At 61.7% G+C, this 14118-nt stretch carries 12 protein-coding genes; 9 read left to right on the forward strand and 3 right to left on the reverse strand.

From position 1 onward, the window contains the following. Window positions 1-20: 20 nt before the first annotated feature. Window positions 21-773, reverse strand: coding sequence for a polyprenol monophosphomannose synthase (locus D5261_RS21840; RefSeq protein WP_119322043.1), 753 nt, complete (start codon window positions 771-773; stop codon window positions 21-23). Window positions 774-858: 85 nt separating this feature from the next. On the opposite strand from D5261_RS21840, the gene D5261_RS21845 reads away from it, so the two are divergent. The 6 genes from D5261_RS21845 to D5261_RS21870 all read left to right on the forward strand — a co-directional run bounded on the left by D5261_RS21845 (window position 859) and on the right by D5261_RS21870 (window position 9214). Continuing rightward, window positions 859-3168, forward strand: coding sequence for an ATP-binding protein (locus D5261_RS21845; protein ID WP_119322042.1), 2310 nt, complete (start codon window positions 859-861; stop codon window positions 3166-3168). 154 nt (window positions 3169-3322) lie between these two features. Next, window positions 3323-4366 (forward strand): aspartate-semialdehyde dehydrogenase, encoded by a 1044-nt coding sequence (locus D5261_RS21850; RefSeq protein ID WP_119322041.1) that lies wholly within the window; start codon window positions 3323-3325, stop codon window positions 4364-4366. A gap of 81 nt (window positions 4367-4447) precedes the next feature. Next, the gene (gene dapA, locus D5261_RS21855; protein WP_119322226.1) at window positions 4448-5356 is read left to right on the forward strand and encodes a 4-hydroxy-tetrahydrodipicolinate synthase; all 909 of its coding nucleotides are present in this window, start codon (window positions 4448-4450) and stop codon (window positions 5354-5356) included. 80 nt (window positions 5357-5436) lie between these two features. After that, on the forward strand, window positions 5437-7113 hold the full coding sequence (locus tag D5261_RS21860; protein ID WP_119322225.1) for a ribonuclease J: 1677 nt from the start codon (window positions 5437-5439) through the stop codon (window positions 7111-7113). 191 nt (window positions 7114-7304) lie between these two features. Then, window positions 7305-8390: an Mrp/NBP35 family ATP-binding protein gene (locus tag D5261_RS21865; protein ID WP_119322040.1), complete on the forward strand. Its 1086-nt coding sequence runs from the start codon at window positions 7305-7307 to the stop codon at window positions 8388-8390. After that, a complete protein-coding gene (locus D5261_RS21870) occupies window positions 8387-9214 on the forward strand; it encodes a hypothetical protein (protein ID WP_119322039.1) in 828 nt (275 codons plus the stop codon). Before D5261_RS21865 ends, D5261_RS21870 begins: the two co-directional genes overlap by 4 nt. Here D5261_RS21870 and D5261_RS21875 read toward each other — a convergent pair. Together D5261_RS21875 and D5261_RS21880 are read right to left on the reverse strand one after the other, a co-directional pair. Continuing rightward, window positions 9176-10087, reverse strand: coding sequence for a C40 family peptidase (locus D5261_RS21875; protein WP_119322038.1), 912 nt, complete (start codon window positions 10085-10087; stop codon window positions 9176-9178). The two genes, D5261_RS21870 and D5261_RS21875, sit on opposite strands and share 39 nt — an antisense overlap. Further along, entirely contained in the window at window positions 10084-11124 is a 1041-nt protein-coding gene (locus D5261_RS21880) for an FHA domain-containing protein (RefSeq protein WP_119322037.1), read from the reverse strand. The genes D5261_RS21875 and D5261_RS21880 overlap by 4 nt, the downstream gene beginning before the upstream one ends. A gap of 238 nt (window positions 11125-11362) precedes the next feature. Between D5261_RS21880 and D5261_RS21885 the strand changes: the two genes are divergently transcribed. Genes D5261_RS21885 through queG form a run of 3 tightly spaced genes read left to right on the forward strand, consistent with a single transcriptional unit; the run spans window position 11363 to window position 13991 of the window. Next, a complete protein-coding gene (locus tag D5261_RS21885; protein ID WP_119322036.1) occupies window positions 11363-12541 on the forward strand; it encodes an NHL repeat-containing protein in 1179 nt (392 codons plus the stop codon). A gap of 21 nt (window positions 12542-12562) precedes the next feature. Next, window positions 12563-12958: a DUF2203 domain-containing protein gene (locus D5261_RS21890; protein WP_119322035.1), complete on the forward strand. Its 396-nt coding sequence runs from the start codon at window positions 12563-12565 to the stop codon at window positions 12956-12958. Further along, window positions 12906-13991, forward strand: a complete 1086-nt coding sequence (gene queG, locus D5261_RS21895) for a tRNA epoxyqueuosine(34) reductase QueG (protein WP_218025622.1) — start codon at window positions 12906-12908, stop codon at window positions 13989-13991. Before D5261_RS21890 ends, queG begins: the two co-directional genes overlap by 53 nt. Window positions 13992-14118 lie beyond the last annotated feature (127 nt).

The following is a 14118-nucleotide window of genomic DNA, read 5'->3' on the forward strand; positions in this document are numbered from 1 at the left end:
GGGGGAATAGGGACTACCCCTCACCGCGCCGCCGACACGACCCCCGTCGGATTCAACTGCTGGCGCATCTTTCGTTCCCGCAGTCTCAATTTCAATGGGATCTGCATTGACTCCCAAATGACTTGCTTGGACATCTTTGACTGGCCGGCGCGGCGTTCGACGAAGATGATGGGGACTTCTGTGATCTGGAAGCCGGCGATGAAAGCGCGGAAGGTCATCTCGACCTGGAACGAGTAGCCGTTGGATTTGACGGAGTTTAGCTGGACCCGCTCCAGAACGCGGCGGCGGTAGAGGCGGTAGCCGCTGGTGCAGTCGTTGACGGGGAGGCGGGTGACGGTGCGGACGTATTTGTTGGCGCCCCAGGACAATAATATGCGGCGGAGGGGCCAGTTGATGACGGAGATTCCGTTGAGGTACCGTGAGCCGACGACGACGTCGGCTTCCTCGCCGGCTTCGAGCATCGAGGCGAGGTAGAGCGGGTCGTGCGAGAAATCGGCGTCCATTTCGATCATCGCCTCGTAGCCGCGTTCAAGAGCCCACTGGAAGCCGGCGATGTAGGCGCGGCCGAGGCCCTCTTTTGCGGTGCGGTGCAGGACGTGGATCTTGCCGGCGTGCTCGGCCGCGAGGCGGTCGGCGATGGCGCCGGTGCCGTCGGGCGAGTTATCGTCGACGACCAGGATATGGACCTCGGGAGCGTGACTGAAAACGAGCGCGGCCAGCTTTTCGAGGTTGTCCGCTTCGTTGTAGGTGGGTATTACGACAACTGCATTCATTTTATGGTATTCTAATCCTCAGGATCGCTCACGTCCTCCCGTGTTGTGGTTATTGGGTGGAATAACACTCAACCCCAGGTCGTCTATGCCTTTCGGACGCAAAGTCGCTAACAGAATTCTGCTCGCCACGGTCACCCCGCTGCTCGTCATGTTCGCGTGCGGACTGGGGGTCGCCTATTTTTCCGGGCTGGAACAGCATATTATACGCTATGTCGTGCTCCAACTGCTTGTGCTGGCGCCGGCTTTTGTGCTTGTCTGCTTGATGACCCGCCGATTCGCGGTCCGATTGGCGAATTTGCGGCGCAGCGCGGAGCGAATCGAACACGGCGACTTCGCCGCGCGGCTCTCCACGCAGTCCGAAGGCGATGAACTGTCCGATCTCGCCGGCGCGTTCAACCGGATGGCCGACGTGATCACCGCCCGCGAGGCGTCGCTGCGCGAGCAGAACCATATCCTCGCGACGCTCAACCATCGCATGGAATCGGTGCTGAACGCGACCAACGACGGAATCGCGATGCTGGATCGCAACGATCGCTTCACGCTGGTCAACCGCCGGTTCTGCGAGCTTCTGGGAGCCCGCGCCGATCAGCTCCTCCATCAAACGGCGGCGCAGGCGCTGGAGGAGATGCCGCCAGCTGGAACGCCCGACGCCCGCGAGCTGTTCCATAAGGTAATCGAAATCACCCGGCAGGAGCCGGAAGGCGTGGTTGGCGTCTCCGAACACACCGTCGAAATGCGCGCGCCCGAGCGCCGTTTCGTCCAGGTCTACACCGCGCCCGTCCTGACCGACGAGGAAGGCGAGTGGGTGGGGCGCATCCTCGCGCTGCGGGATGTGACCCGCGAGAACGAGCTGGACCAGATGAAGACGGACTTTATCTCCGTCGTCTCCCACGAGCTGCGCACGCCGCTGACGAGCATTCGCGGCTACACCGATCTGCTGCTGTCGGGCGCGAGCGGCGAAGTGTCCGAGCTTCAGCAGGAGTTTTTAGGGATCATCCAGGCTAGCACCAGCCGGCTTTCGAACCTTATCAACGATATTCTCGACATCTCGCGCATTGAGTCCGGACGCATCAAGCTGCGGCTGGAGCCGATCAACTATCATACCATTGTTGCCGACGTTTTGCGGCTGATGAAGGCGGCGGCGGACGAAAAAGAGATCACATTCGACGCCAGCCTGCCCGAGCAGCTCCCGGTCGTAAGGGGCGATGCGGACAAAGTGACTCAGGTGCTGACCAATCTCGTCAGCAACGCCATCAAGTACACACCGTCGGGCGGCTGGGTCAAGCTGATGGTTGATGTCACCGACGACAATCAGGTCTGCACCTGCGTGCAGGACAGCGGCATCGGCATTACCCGCGAGGACCAGAAGAAGCTTTTCCAGAAATTCTTCCGGGCGGATAACTCCAGCACACGCGAGGCCGGCGGCACGGGGCTTGGTCTGGTGATCGCCAAGACGATCGTCGAGCTGCTGGGCGGCGCGATCTGGGTGGAAAGCGCGCCCGAGCGCGGCAGCCGGTTTTACTTCACGCTGCCCATCTCGGTGGAATCCGGCGCGGACCCGGCGTCGGACCAGGTGGTGCTTCCGGACCGCGGCATCGGACTGGTCTTGCTGATCGACGATGACCCGTATATGCGCGGCCTGGTCCAGCACCAGCTGCATCGGCGCGGCTACGGAGTGATCGTTTCCGCCAGCGTCCCGGAGGCGCTGCAAAAGGCGCGACAGCATAAGCCAAATGCGATTCTGCTGAACTTCATGATCGCGGATCTGGATGGACTGCGGATTTTGGCGGCTCTCAAGGAAGATCCGGCGACGGAAAGTATCCCATTGATCATGGTTTCCGTCGCCAGCGACCCCGCACGCGGTATACTGTCTTTAGGAACGTTTTCTTTGCTGCGTCATCCCGGCGACGATTACCGCCTGGCGCGCGTGGTGCAGGACGTGGCGGAGCACATCACGCGCGGCGGGCTGGAGCCGGCCATGGCGCTGCTTATCACTCCAGAAGAAGGCGGCTGTTTCGGCGGCGAGCGTGAGGAAGTGCTGGCGCGCACAGATAGCACCCTCGCCGATGCCGGGATTACACTGCAAGCCGTCGCGAACGCCTCCGAGGCGCTGACCCTGGCGATCACCGAATCCGCCGTCGTGATTTTGATCGACATGGATCTTCCCGCCGATCAGATGGAGCAGCTGATCACGGCGCTCAAGGTCGAGGAAGAAGCGGCGCGGATCCCGATCGTGTTTTTGTCGAACGATCTGTCGGATCGCGGCGTGCGCCGCATGACCGGCCTGCAATCGACGGATGCAAACGCGGTGTTGGATTATTTGTGCGAACAGGTCAAAGACGCGGTAGAGAAGCCCACGATCGGTCTTCATCCCGTCAACGCCTCTTTCGCTTAGGCATCGAGAAGAAGCCGCGCGACGTACGGACTGCCGTCAGGACTGCGGCGACAAATTTTTAGACGGAACTTGACAACGAGAAAGGCCGCCGGGCGTAACGCTTCGCTCGCGGTCCGCATGATTTCAGTAAGCAATTCGAGAAGGAACTGAGGAGATGACTCAATACAATGTCGCCGTCGTCGGCGCGGGAGCCGTGGGCGAAGAGATTTTGCGTGTGCTGGCGGAGCATCACTTTCCGGCGAAATCCATCAAAGTGCTGGCGCGCAGCGCACGGACTTTGACCGTGGACGGAATCGATTATCAAGTCGAGCCGACCACCGCCGAAGCATTTGACGGCGTGGATATCGCTTTGTTCGCCGGCACCGAGGGCGAAAAGGGCGCCGCCGTGACATTTGGCCCCGACGCCGCCGCGCGCGGCTGCGTGGTGATCGATAACGGCGCGGACTTCCGGATGCGCTCCGATGTGCCGCTGGTCGTGCCGGAAGTGAACGCGGCCGCATTGGCCGAGCACAAGGGAATCATCGCGAACCCCAACTGCTCCACGGCGCAGTTGGTGCTGACGCTCAAGCCCATTCACGACGCGTTCAAAATCAAGCGTGTGCTGATCTCCACCTACCAGGCCGTTTCCGGCGCGGGCGGCGCGGCGGTCAATGAGCTGCAAGCGCAGACCACGGCTCTGGGCGAAGGCCGCCAGATCTCCTCGGCCGGTCCGGCGTTCCCGGTGCAGATCGCCGCGAATGTGATCCCGCAAATCGGCGGGTTTGACGACGCCGGCTACACCTCCGAAGAGATGAAGCTCGTGCATGAGACGCGCAAGATCCTGGGGGATGACTCCATTGCGATCACGCCGATGATCACCGCACGGGTTCCGGTCTTTATCGGCCACTCCGAGTCGGTTTACATCGAGACGGAAAAGCCCGTCACTCCGGACGAAGCGCGCGAACTGTGGCGCAATTTTCCCGGACTGCGCGTGGTGGACGATATCCATTCGGACGATCCGAGCCTGCGCTACCCGACTCCGCTTGCGGCGGCGCACAAAGACACGACATATGTCGGCCGCGTTCGCCAGGATTTGGGTAATAAGAATGGGCTGACCTTCTGGGTCGTCAGCGACAACCTGCGCAAGGGCGCCGCGACCAATGCGGTGCAGATCGCGGAAGCGCTCGTCGAGCGAGGCTGGGTAAAACGCGGCGCCTAAGAAAGAGGCGCCGAAGTTTTCGAGCCGATGCGCCGTTTAATGGCGCTGCTCGCGATCGTATTTCGATTTTGGAAAGCAAACATGTCCGAGACACAAATCACACCGATGTTCGGTCGCGTCGCGACCGCAATGATTACGCCGTTTCACGCCGATGGCTCGCTCGACCTGCCCGGCGCGGAGCGGCTCGCCAATCACCTCATTGACAATGGAACCGATAGCCTGGTTGTCGCCGGCACTACCGGCGAAAGCCCCACGCTCACGCATTCGGAGAAGCTGGAGCTGTTCCGCGCCGTGAAGAACGCGGTCGGCGGACGGGCGAAAGTGATCGCCGGCGTCGGCAGCTTCAACACGCAGGAGACGGTCACGCTGTCCCGCGAAGCCGAGGAGTGCGGCGCGGACGCGCTGCTGGTGGTCGCTCCCTACTATAACAAGCCCTCTCAAGAGGGGCTCTATCGGCACTTCGAGGCGGTCGCGGCGGCGACGCCCCTGCCGGTCATGCTCTATAACATTCCCGGACGCACGAGCGTCAATATCGAACCGGCGACGATTATCCGGCTGGCGGAGATCGAGAACATCGTGGCGATCAAAGAATCGCCCCAGCAGTTCGATCAAGTCAACCAGATCGTTCAGAACGCGCCGGACGATTTCCTGATCTACAGCGGCGACGATCCTCTGACACTGCCCATGCTCGCCGTCGGCGCGGTGGGAGTGGTCAGCGTCACCGCCCACGTCATCGGACGTGACCTGCAGAAGATGATCTCTGCATACCTCCAGGGCGACTGGTCGACCGCGCAGCGTATCCACAAGTCGACGCTGGCGCTCACCCGAGCCCTTTTCTGCGTCCCCAATCCCGCGCCCACCAAAGCCGCTCTCTCGATCCTTGGAGTAACCTCGGGAGAAACCGTACGGCTGCCTCTGGTGGAGGCGCCCGATCGGGAACGCGCACTGATCCATGCGGCCCTGAAGGAATACGGCCTTCTGCGCGCTTAAGCACACCCTCCGGCGTGGGATCCTGGCTGACCGCGAGTTGGCGCGCCATGATCCCGCGGCTTTTCCTCTTCGGAATATTCATGGCAAACAAAACACCTAAAACAGACACATTACAGATCATTCCGCTTGGCGGAATCGGCGAAATCGGCAAGAACATGACGGCCATTCGCTGCGGCGACCAGATCGTCGTCATCGACTGCGGTCTGTCGTTCCCCGGCGCCGAGCAGCTCGGCGTCGATCTCGTCATCCCGGACATTTCTTATCTCCTGGAGCATAAGGAGATGGTCCAGGGCATCATTTTGACCCACGGTCATGAAGACCACATCGGCGCATTGGCCTTCGTTCTGAAAGAACTCAACGTTCCCGTATACGGCACGCGCCTGACAATCGGTTTCACCAAGGGCAAGCTCGCCGAGCATCGCGTTCTGGACAAGGCCAAGCTGCATGTCTTCAGCGCGAATGACAAGTTCCGTCTCGGCATCTTCGAAATCGAGCCCTTCCGCGTCGCCCACTCGATCCCGGACGCCGTCGGCTTCGCCGTCCACACGCCCGCCGGCACGCTGGTGCATACCGGCGACTTCAAGTTCGATCAGACGCCCGTGGACGGCCAGCTCTTCGATATCGCCAAGCTGACGCGTATTGGCCAGGAAGGCGTTCTCGTTCTGCTGTCCGACTGTACGAATGTCGAGCGCCCGGGTTTCGTTCCGAGCGAAGCGACCGTCGCCGGCGCTCTGGAGAATATCTTCCGGGCGGCGCAGCGGCGCGTCATTATGGCGTGTTTCGCGTCCAACGTCCACCGTGTCCAGACCGCGATCGACATGTCCGTGAAGTACGGCCGCAAGGTCGCATTGATGGGCCGGTCGATGGAGCGCAACATGGAGATGGCGCAGCAGATGGGTTATCTGCGCGTTCCCGAAGGCACGCGCATCCGTGCGGACGAGATCGAAGATTACTTCCCGCAGCAGGTCACCGTCATCACTACGGGTTCGCAGGGCGAACCGATGGCGGCCCTGTCGCGCATGGCGGTGGATGACCATCGCAAGATCAAGATCGTCCCCGGAGACACCGTGATCCTAGCGGCCTCGGCCGTTCCCGGCAACGAGGACGCCGTCTGGCGCACCGTCAATCACCTGTTCCGTCGCGGCGCCGAAGTGATCTACGATTCGATCGCTCCGGTCCACGTCTCCGGCCACGGCTACGCCGAAGAGCTCAAGCTGATGCTGAACCTCGTCGATCCGCAGTACGTCATGCCGGTCCACGGCGAATATCGCATGCTTCATCGCTACGCGCAGATCGCGGGAGAGATGGGCTGGCCGCAGGAAGACGTCATTCGCGGCGAAATCGGCGACATCATTGAAGTCAGCGAAGAAGTCGCGGGCGTTGTCGGCCGCGTCGAGAAGTCCGGCGCGGTCCTGATCGACGGAACCGGCATCGGCGATGTCAGCGAGATCGTTCTGCGCGACCGCCTGCACATCGGCCAAGACGGGTTCCTTGTCCTCGTTGTCGGCGTCTCCGCCGAAACCGGCGAGATCGTCTCCGGCCCCGAAGTTATCTCACGCGGCTTCGTCTATATGGATCAGTCCGAAGCGCTCGTCGAAGAGATCAAGACGGTCATCATCGAGAAGATCAAGAATCTTCCCGAGGAAGACAACGACTGGATGGTTGTCCAGCAGGACCTGCGCGACGCAGTCGGCAAGTTCCTGTACAAGAAGACCCAGCGAAGACCGATGATCCTGCCGATCTTGCTGGATTTGTAGGATCATTGGCCCTCACCCCCGGCCCCCTCTTCCAATTTTGGGAGAGGGGGAGTCAGAGTAAGAGTTTAGAATTTTACATTTGAGATCTTAACCAAACTCTGGCTCCCCTTCTCCCTAAATTGGGAGAACCGGGTACCCGCTTGCGGGTGGCGGGGATGAGGCCATCGCACTAACCAAAGGATATTATTCCCATGGCAGTAACAGAACAAGAAGTTCTGGGTCAGCTCCGCAAGGTGATTGACCCGGATTTACATAAAGACCTCGTGACGCTCGGCATGATCAAGAACGTGAAGATCGAAGGATCTCACGTTTCGTTCACGGTCGAGCTGACGACGCCGGCGTGTCCGCTGAAGGAAGAGATCGAGAACATGTGCCGCGAGGCCGTGGGCGAGATCGCAGGCGTCGAATTGGTCACGATCGAGATGACCGCAAATGTCCGCGCCAATGTCGGCAAGGGCGTTCCCACGCAGCAGCCGCTGGCGGGCGTCAAGAACATTATCGCTATCGCCTCCGGCAAGGGCGGCGTCGGCAAGAGCACGGTTTCGGCGAACATCGCCTGCGCGCTGGCGCAGATGGGCGCGAAGGTCGGCTTGATGGACGCCGATATCTACGGTCCATCGATTCCCTTGATTATGGGCGTCGAGGACGAGAAGCCGGAAGTCGACGAGCAGAAAGAAAAGCTCATTCCGATCGAGCGCTACGGCGTCAAGATCATTTCGATGGGCTTCCTTCAGCCGAGCGGCTCGGCCGTCATCTGGCGCGGCCCAATGGTCGCCAAGGCCGTGCAGCAGTTCCTGCGCGACGTGCAGTGGGGCGAGATCGATTATCTGATCGTCGACCTGCCGCCAGGCACCGGTGACGCGCAGCTAACGCTGGCGCAGGCGATCCCGCTGTCCGGCGCCGTCGTCGTGATGACGCCGCAGGATCTGGCGGCGGCTGTCGCGGTCAAGGCCGTCTCAATGTTCAAGCGTCTTGACGTCCCGATCCTCGGCATCGTTGAGAATATGTCCTACTTCCTGTGTCCGACATGCAACTCGCGCCACCATGTCTTCTCGCACGGCGGCGGGGAGCAGGCGGCGGAGGCGCTGGACGTGCCGTTCTTCGGAGGGATTCCGCTGGCGATCGATATCGGCGCGGACGCCGATCAGGGCACGCCGTCCGTCGTCCTCAATCCCGATGGGCAGTACGCGCAGGTCTTCCGCGAAGTCGCCGAGCGGATCGCGGCTCAGGTCAGCATCCGAGCGCGGTCCTTTATTCCGCTCACCATGAACGCATGAGCGTCCTAGAGTTTGTCCTGATTGCCCTTGGGTTCGTCTTCGGACTCGGCGCGACGGCGTGGCTCACGGTGCGCTACGACCTCCGGAAGGCGAACTTTCGGGGGGAGCGCATTCCCAGCATCGCCGGCCTCGCCTTTGTGCTGGCCGGCGATTTTATTTACGGCTTTGAATGGCTCGCCGGCGGCGAAGCCAGCCGCATCTTCGCGGCTTATTTTCTGACACTGATGGGCTTCGGGATTCTGGGGCTGTTCGACGATCTCGCGGGAGACCGTTCGGTCGGCGGCTTTCGCGGGCACTTCCGCGCGCTCGCGAAGGGCCGCCTCACGACGGGCGCCGTGAAGGCGCTGGGCGGCGGCGTGCTGAGCCTCGGCGCGGGCTGGCTGATCGGCGACGGAAACCTCTGGCGCTTCATCCTGGCGGCGGCGCTGATCGCCCTCAGCGCCAACTCGCTCAACCTGCTGGACCTACGCCCCGGGCGCTGCCTATTCGCTTTCTTCTGCGGCGCGGCGGCCCTCACCGTCGTGCTCGCCAATGTGCATCAGCTCAACGTGGGGTTCTCATTGTTTGTCGCGGTCGGGATGGCGGCGATCCTTTATCCCATGGACGCGGGCGGGCAGGCAATGATCGGGGATACGGGAGCGAACGCCTTTGGCGGCGTCTTAGGGGTGGCGGCGAGCGTCATCTTGCCGCCGGTCTGGCAGGCCGTGGTGATCGCCCTGCTGATCGCATTTCAATTCTGGTGCGAGCGCCATTCGCTGTCGAAAACGATTGACGGAAATCCCGTGTTACGCGGCCTCGATCGCAAGATCGGCGTCCGGCGATAGGCGCACGGCGCCGACGAACGTCGCGCCGTAACTTTCGGACGAACACTCTTCGATATTCACTCCCTGATCCCCCGAGGAGTGAATAAACCGGCCTTCGCCTATGGCGATCCCGATGTGCGTGATACGGGACGCTCCTTCGCGCTGAAACGCCAACAGGTCTCCGGGAGACAAAATGGCGTTCGCGAGAGGATCGCCGTCGTCGCAGCGGGTGAAGCGTCGGTCGGCGAACTGCTGGTAGGCGTCCCGCAGCAGCTGCATGCCGCTGAGACGATAGGAGAGCTGCGTGAACCCCGAGCAGTCGATCCCAAACGGCGTGCGTCCGCCCCAAAGGTAGGGCGTTCCCACCAGTCGCTTCCCAACCTGCACGGCGTGCTCGCCGACCGCCTCCAGAACGCGGCGCTTCAGTGAGGCGATATCGAACTCCGTGGGAAGCGAGGGGTTGGCGGCGGCGTTCATTCCCGATTCGGATTCGTGGGAAATGTCCAGGCACATCCGATGGATATACGCGACTCTGTCTTGTGTCAGCTGAATGGGGATATAATCGCCGACAGTGGGGCGCTGGGCCAGCGTGACACGGCTGCCGACGGTGAGCTTCGTGATCAGCTCGGAGCGCGGCTCGGGCTCGGTGAAGATCTCGGCGAAGAGTGTGGCGACAGTTGTTTTGAGGAAGTCGCCGTCATCGTAGGTGGGCAGCAGGGCGTCGGCGCGGATCCACCCCTTGTAGGTGTCCGGCATGAGGATTTGGCGCAGGCCCTTGGCCTCGCTCGTGACGCTCACGACCTCGCCATAGATCGCCTGCGTGACGGTTTCTGACGAAGTCGTGGGCTCGCGGTAGACATTGGCGACACTGCGCCGTATGGAGAACAGGCTCACTCGAAGACGATCTCGGTTCGCTCGCCGACCCGGATCCGGTCGCCATGCGTCAGCGGGATCTCCTGGAACTCACGGACCTGCTCGCCGTTCAGGATTGTGCCGTTGGTGCTGCCGACATCGACGAGGAAGAATTCATTCCCTCGCTGGCGGACTTCGGCGTGCTTGCGGGAGACGCCGTCGTCGAGATCGATCTCGATGTCCGGATAGTTTTGCGTATCGCTGTCGGGACGGCCGATGGTCGTAATTTCTTTGTCGAGCGGGAAAGTCGCCGACAGATTGCGCAGCTTCATCACCAGGCTGTGCTTCTGCTGCTCCACTTCCGGCTGTGGCGCATCGACCTTGACGATGAACGGAGATACCTTCGGAATCGAGAACTCGCTGGCCGGAGCGCCAAATCCGCCGGCGCTCGGCGTCCGGGTGGGAGCTTCGTAGGACGGTTCCGGCTCTTTGTACGATGCGCTGGGCTGCGTCGGCTGAGAATAGGTGTTCGGACTGTAAATATGCCGCTCGTCGACTTCCGGCGCAGCCGGATAGCTTGGATCCATCGAGGTTCCCATCTCGATCGGCGTTTCCGGTTCGTCCGGCTGCATATTCTGCAAGTACGACGTCAGATCGAAGTCCTGCGCGTTCACCTGAGGAGCCGCCGGCGTTGTCGGCGTGGGAAACTTGTTCTGTAAAGAAAGGATCTCGGCGGTTAACCCTTGCGTCTCTTCGCGTATGGCGCGGGCCTGATCGCGCAGCGAGGGGGCGGAGGGCTCAGAGTCGGCAAACGAGGGGGATTGATACCCATCGTTGGTTGGGGACGCCGTCGGCGTCCAGCCAAATGAAGAGGTGTCCAGGGACGTATGGCGGCTGTCCGTTCGAAATGCGTCGTTGTCCAGGTCCAGGACAAACGCGGGGCGCTGCTTGCTTACTTCCGTATCGGACGAGTCGTCCGGAAGCTGCGGGGAAGTCGCTTCGGCGTCCGGATTCTGGCCGTCCGGCTCGTCGGTCGCCTCGTCGGCGCCAGGCTTATCCTTCCGTATCTTCCATCCCATAAATGCGTTCGCTCCTTCAAAACGGCGCTGTCGCCGTCGATGCTCGCCAAACCCGGCGGGGCGGAATTTCGGCGCTGCGTCGACGCGAATCGCAACGAAACTACATTCCCAGTATAACACCTGGTTTTTGGACTGTCAAGTCAATGGCCCGATGGTGGCGGACGGCCTTACAGTGTCCGGGCCGATTGCGGCGGCGTTCCAAATTAAGCTATAATAACTCAGGATACGCATACAGATTATGAGCGGCAATCGCTTCGACTTTTTAGAATTTTCCGATGACCCGCCTCCCGAGCGCCCTGCGGTTCCCGATGACGGAATTGAGGAGTCGGGAATCAACGCGCCGCCCGGCGGCATGCGCGGGCTGATCGGGGCGGACGGCCGCCCCGTGTCCGAGGTGGGGGCTTCCGGGGATCCGCGCGGCTATCAAGATTTCCTGGACCAGAATCGCGCGGAGGACTTGCGGAACGCGCAGCGCGAGCAGGAAACGCGCTCCGGGACCATGCGGCCCTTGGAGGTGATTGGCCAGCGCGGGGAGCGCGCCGGCCAATTCAACTTTCCTACCGGCATTGCCGTGGATTCGCGCGGTATTTTGTTTGTCGCCGATTCGTACAACCATCGAATCCAGCGGATCACGCCGGACGGGGCGGTCTCGATAATCGGCTGCAAGGGATCCGGCCCCGCGCAGTTTCTTTCGCCGCAGGATGTCGCCGTGGACCGGCGCGACGCGTTTTATGTTGTCGAGCAGGGCAATCACCGCATTCAGAAGTTCAGCGCTACTGGCCGCATGGAGCTGATCTTTGGGCATCGCGGGCATCTGCCGGGCGAGTTTTTCGGTCCGACCAGCATCGCCGTTTCGCCGTTCTCGGGAGATATCTACGTCGCCGATACGGGAAATTTCCGCGTTCAGCGCTTCGACCAGAAAGGGCGCTTTCTGTCGCAGATCACTTCCGCCGGCAAAGGGCTGACCAGCCCGCAGTCGGTCGAAGTCGATCATCATGAAAATGTTTATATCGTCGATACGCTGGGCCATCGGATTATCCAGTGCGATCCGACGGGGCGCGAGTTCATGGCGATTGGGCGACGCCGGCGTACGGACGTCGATTGGATCGACGCCTCGTTTATCGAGCCGCGCGCCTGCGCCGTCGATATCGCGGGGTTCTTGTTTGTGGCGGACGGCGGAGAGCTGCTGGGCGAAGAGGGCAAGCCGGCGGGACGCATCCATGTCGTGGACCCCATCGCCCGCCGCAATGAAATGGCGATCCAGCACCTGGGGCGCGGTCTCGACCGGCTGACGCGTCCGACGGGGATTGCGATCGGCCCGGCGCTCACTCCGGACCCGCAGACTGGCTTGCTGCGCAACGAGATCTATGTCGCGGATACGATGAATCATCGGATTATTCGCATGGGATGGGTCTAATACTCAAGAAAGGCTGATGTTATGGCCGTTTATAAGAAGCACTTCACGGTGCAGGAGGCGCGCGCGCAGATTCCCGGCCTTCGGAAGCGACTGATCCGTATCCACGATCTGCTCGCCGAGGCCCGCGCCGATCAAACGCACGAGGGCGTGATCGTGACCGCGATCCTGCGCGGCAACGGAAAAGGACCGATCCTGACCGGGGCCGGCTCCCGCAAGGAAGAAGCCCAGCGTATGATCGAAGCGATCGCCGAGGAAGGCATCCAGATCAAGGACTTGCAGACGGGGCTGGTCGATTTTCCGCACTTTTTAAACGGCGACACGGAGCACGAAGTGCTGCTTTGCTGGCGGCTGGACGAAGACACCATTGAGTACTGGCACGAGATCGACACCGGATTCGCCGGACGCAATCCTCTCTAACCTCATCCGAAGCCGAGCCGCCGAGCTCGGCTTCGCGCTTTGCGGCGTCTCCGCTGCGGCGCCTCCGCCGCACCATCGCCATTATCGGCAATGGCTCGCCGAGGGCAGGGCGGGGGAGATGATGTACCTGCACCGCCAGGAGCCCAAACGCGGCGACCTGTCCGAAGTGCTGCCCGGCGTCCGCTCCGTGGTCAGTCTTGCCTGGAACTACTCCCCCGAAAACGGCCGTCCTTCCGCGCCTCCCCAGACCGAATACCTCACCGGCGCCGTCGCGCGCTACGCGCGCTTCGACGATTACCATGACCTGATCTGGGCGCGCCTGCAATCCTTGCTGGACTCCATCCTCGCCGAGCGTCCAGACGCTCACGGCAAGCTCTACTGCGACACCGGCCCGGTCACCGAGCGCGATCTCGCCATGCGCGCGGGCCTTGGCTGGATCGGCAAGCACACCAATCTGATCTCACGCAAGCTTGGCAACTGGTTCTTCCTCGCCGAGCTTCTGCTGGACATCGATCTGCCGCCGGACGAGCCCGAAGTCCCGCACTGTGGCTCCTGCACGCGCTGCATCCCGGCATGCCCCACAGGCGCGATCGTCGCGCCTTACACGCTCGACGCCCGCCGCTGCATCTCCTATTTGACCATCGAGCTCAAAGGATCCATTCCCGAAGAACTGCGCCCCTTGATCGGAACACGCATTTACGGATGTGATGAATGTCTGGCCGTTTGTCCCTGGAATAAATTCGCGCAAAGGTCTTCCGAACCCGCCGTGCGGCCCCGCGCGGATCTCACGGCTCCCGACCTTTTAGCCCTGCTGGCCCTGGACGACGCGGGCTTCAAAGAGAAATTTCGCAGCAGTCCCATCAAACGCGCCAAACGCCGGGGCCTGCTGCGCAACGTCTGCGTGGCGCTGGGCAACATCGGCGACATACGCGCGATCCCCGCGCTGACGACGGCTATGGAGAACGATCCAGAGCCTCTGGTGCGCGAACACGCGGCCTGGGCTTTGGAAAGGATTGCGGAAGCAAACCCCTAAACGATTATCTCTGTCTAATCGATTAGATTTATGACATTCACGATTGACTCTGTTGAAACTTTTCGACTATAATGGCTCGGAACTGGTATATTTTACAGGCGCGCCTGCGGGCGGCCTCAAGGAGATT

The organism is Capsulimonas corticalis (assembly GCF_003574315.2).
GTDB lineage: Bacteria > Armatimonadota > Armatimonadia > Armatimonadales > Capsulimonadaceae > Capsulimonas > Capsulimonas corticalis.

Excerpts from the sequence above, each read along its gene's own strand:
- D5261_RS21890 (WP_119322035.1), top strand. The coding sequence starts at position 12,563 with ATGGCCGTTTATAAGAAGCACTTCACGGTGCAGGAGGCGCGCGCGCAG.
- D5261_RS21860 (WP_119322225.1), top strand. The coding sequence starts at position 5,437 with ATGGCAAACAAAACACCTAAAACAGACACATTACAGATCATTCCGCTT.
- D5261_RS21845 (WP_119322042.1), top strand. The coding sequence starts at position 859 with ATGCCTTTCGGACGCAAAGTCGCTAACAGAATTCTGCTCGCCACGGTC.
- D5261_RS21880 (WP_119322037.1), bottom strand. The coding sequence starts at position 11,124 with ATGGGATGGAAGATACGGAAGGATAAGCCTGGCGCCGACGAGGCGACC.
- D5261_RS21870 (WP_119322039.1), top strand. The coding sequence starts at position 8,387 with ATGAGCGTCCTAGAGTTTGTCCTGATTGCCCTTGGGTTCGTCTTCGGA.
- D5261_RS21885 (WP_119322036.1), top strand. The coding sequence starts at position 11,363 with ATGAGCGGCAATCGCTTCGACTTTTTAGAATTTTCCGATGACCCGCCT.
- D5261_RS21850 (WP_119322041.1), top strand. The coding sequence starts at position 3,323 with ATGACTCAATACAATGTCGCCGTCGTCGGCGCGGGAGCCGTGGGCGAA.
- D5261_RS21865 (WP_119322040.1), top strand. The coding sequence starts at position 7,305 with ATGGCAGTAACAGAACAAGAAGTTCTGGGTCAGCTCCGCAAGGTGATT.
- dapA (WP_119322226.1), top strand. The coding sequence starts at position 4,448 with ATGTCCGAGACACAAATCACACCGATGTTCGGTCGCGTCGCGACCGCA.
- D5261_RS21840 (WP_119322043.1), bottom strand. The coding sequence starts at position 773 with ATGAATGCAGTTGTCGTAATACCCACCTACAACGAAGCGGACAACCTC.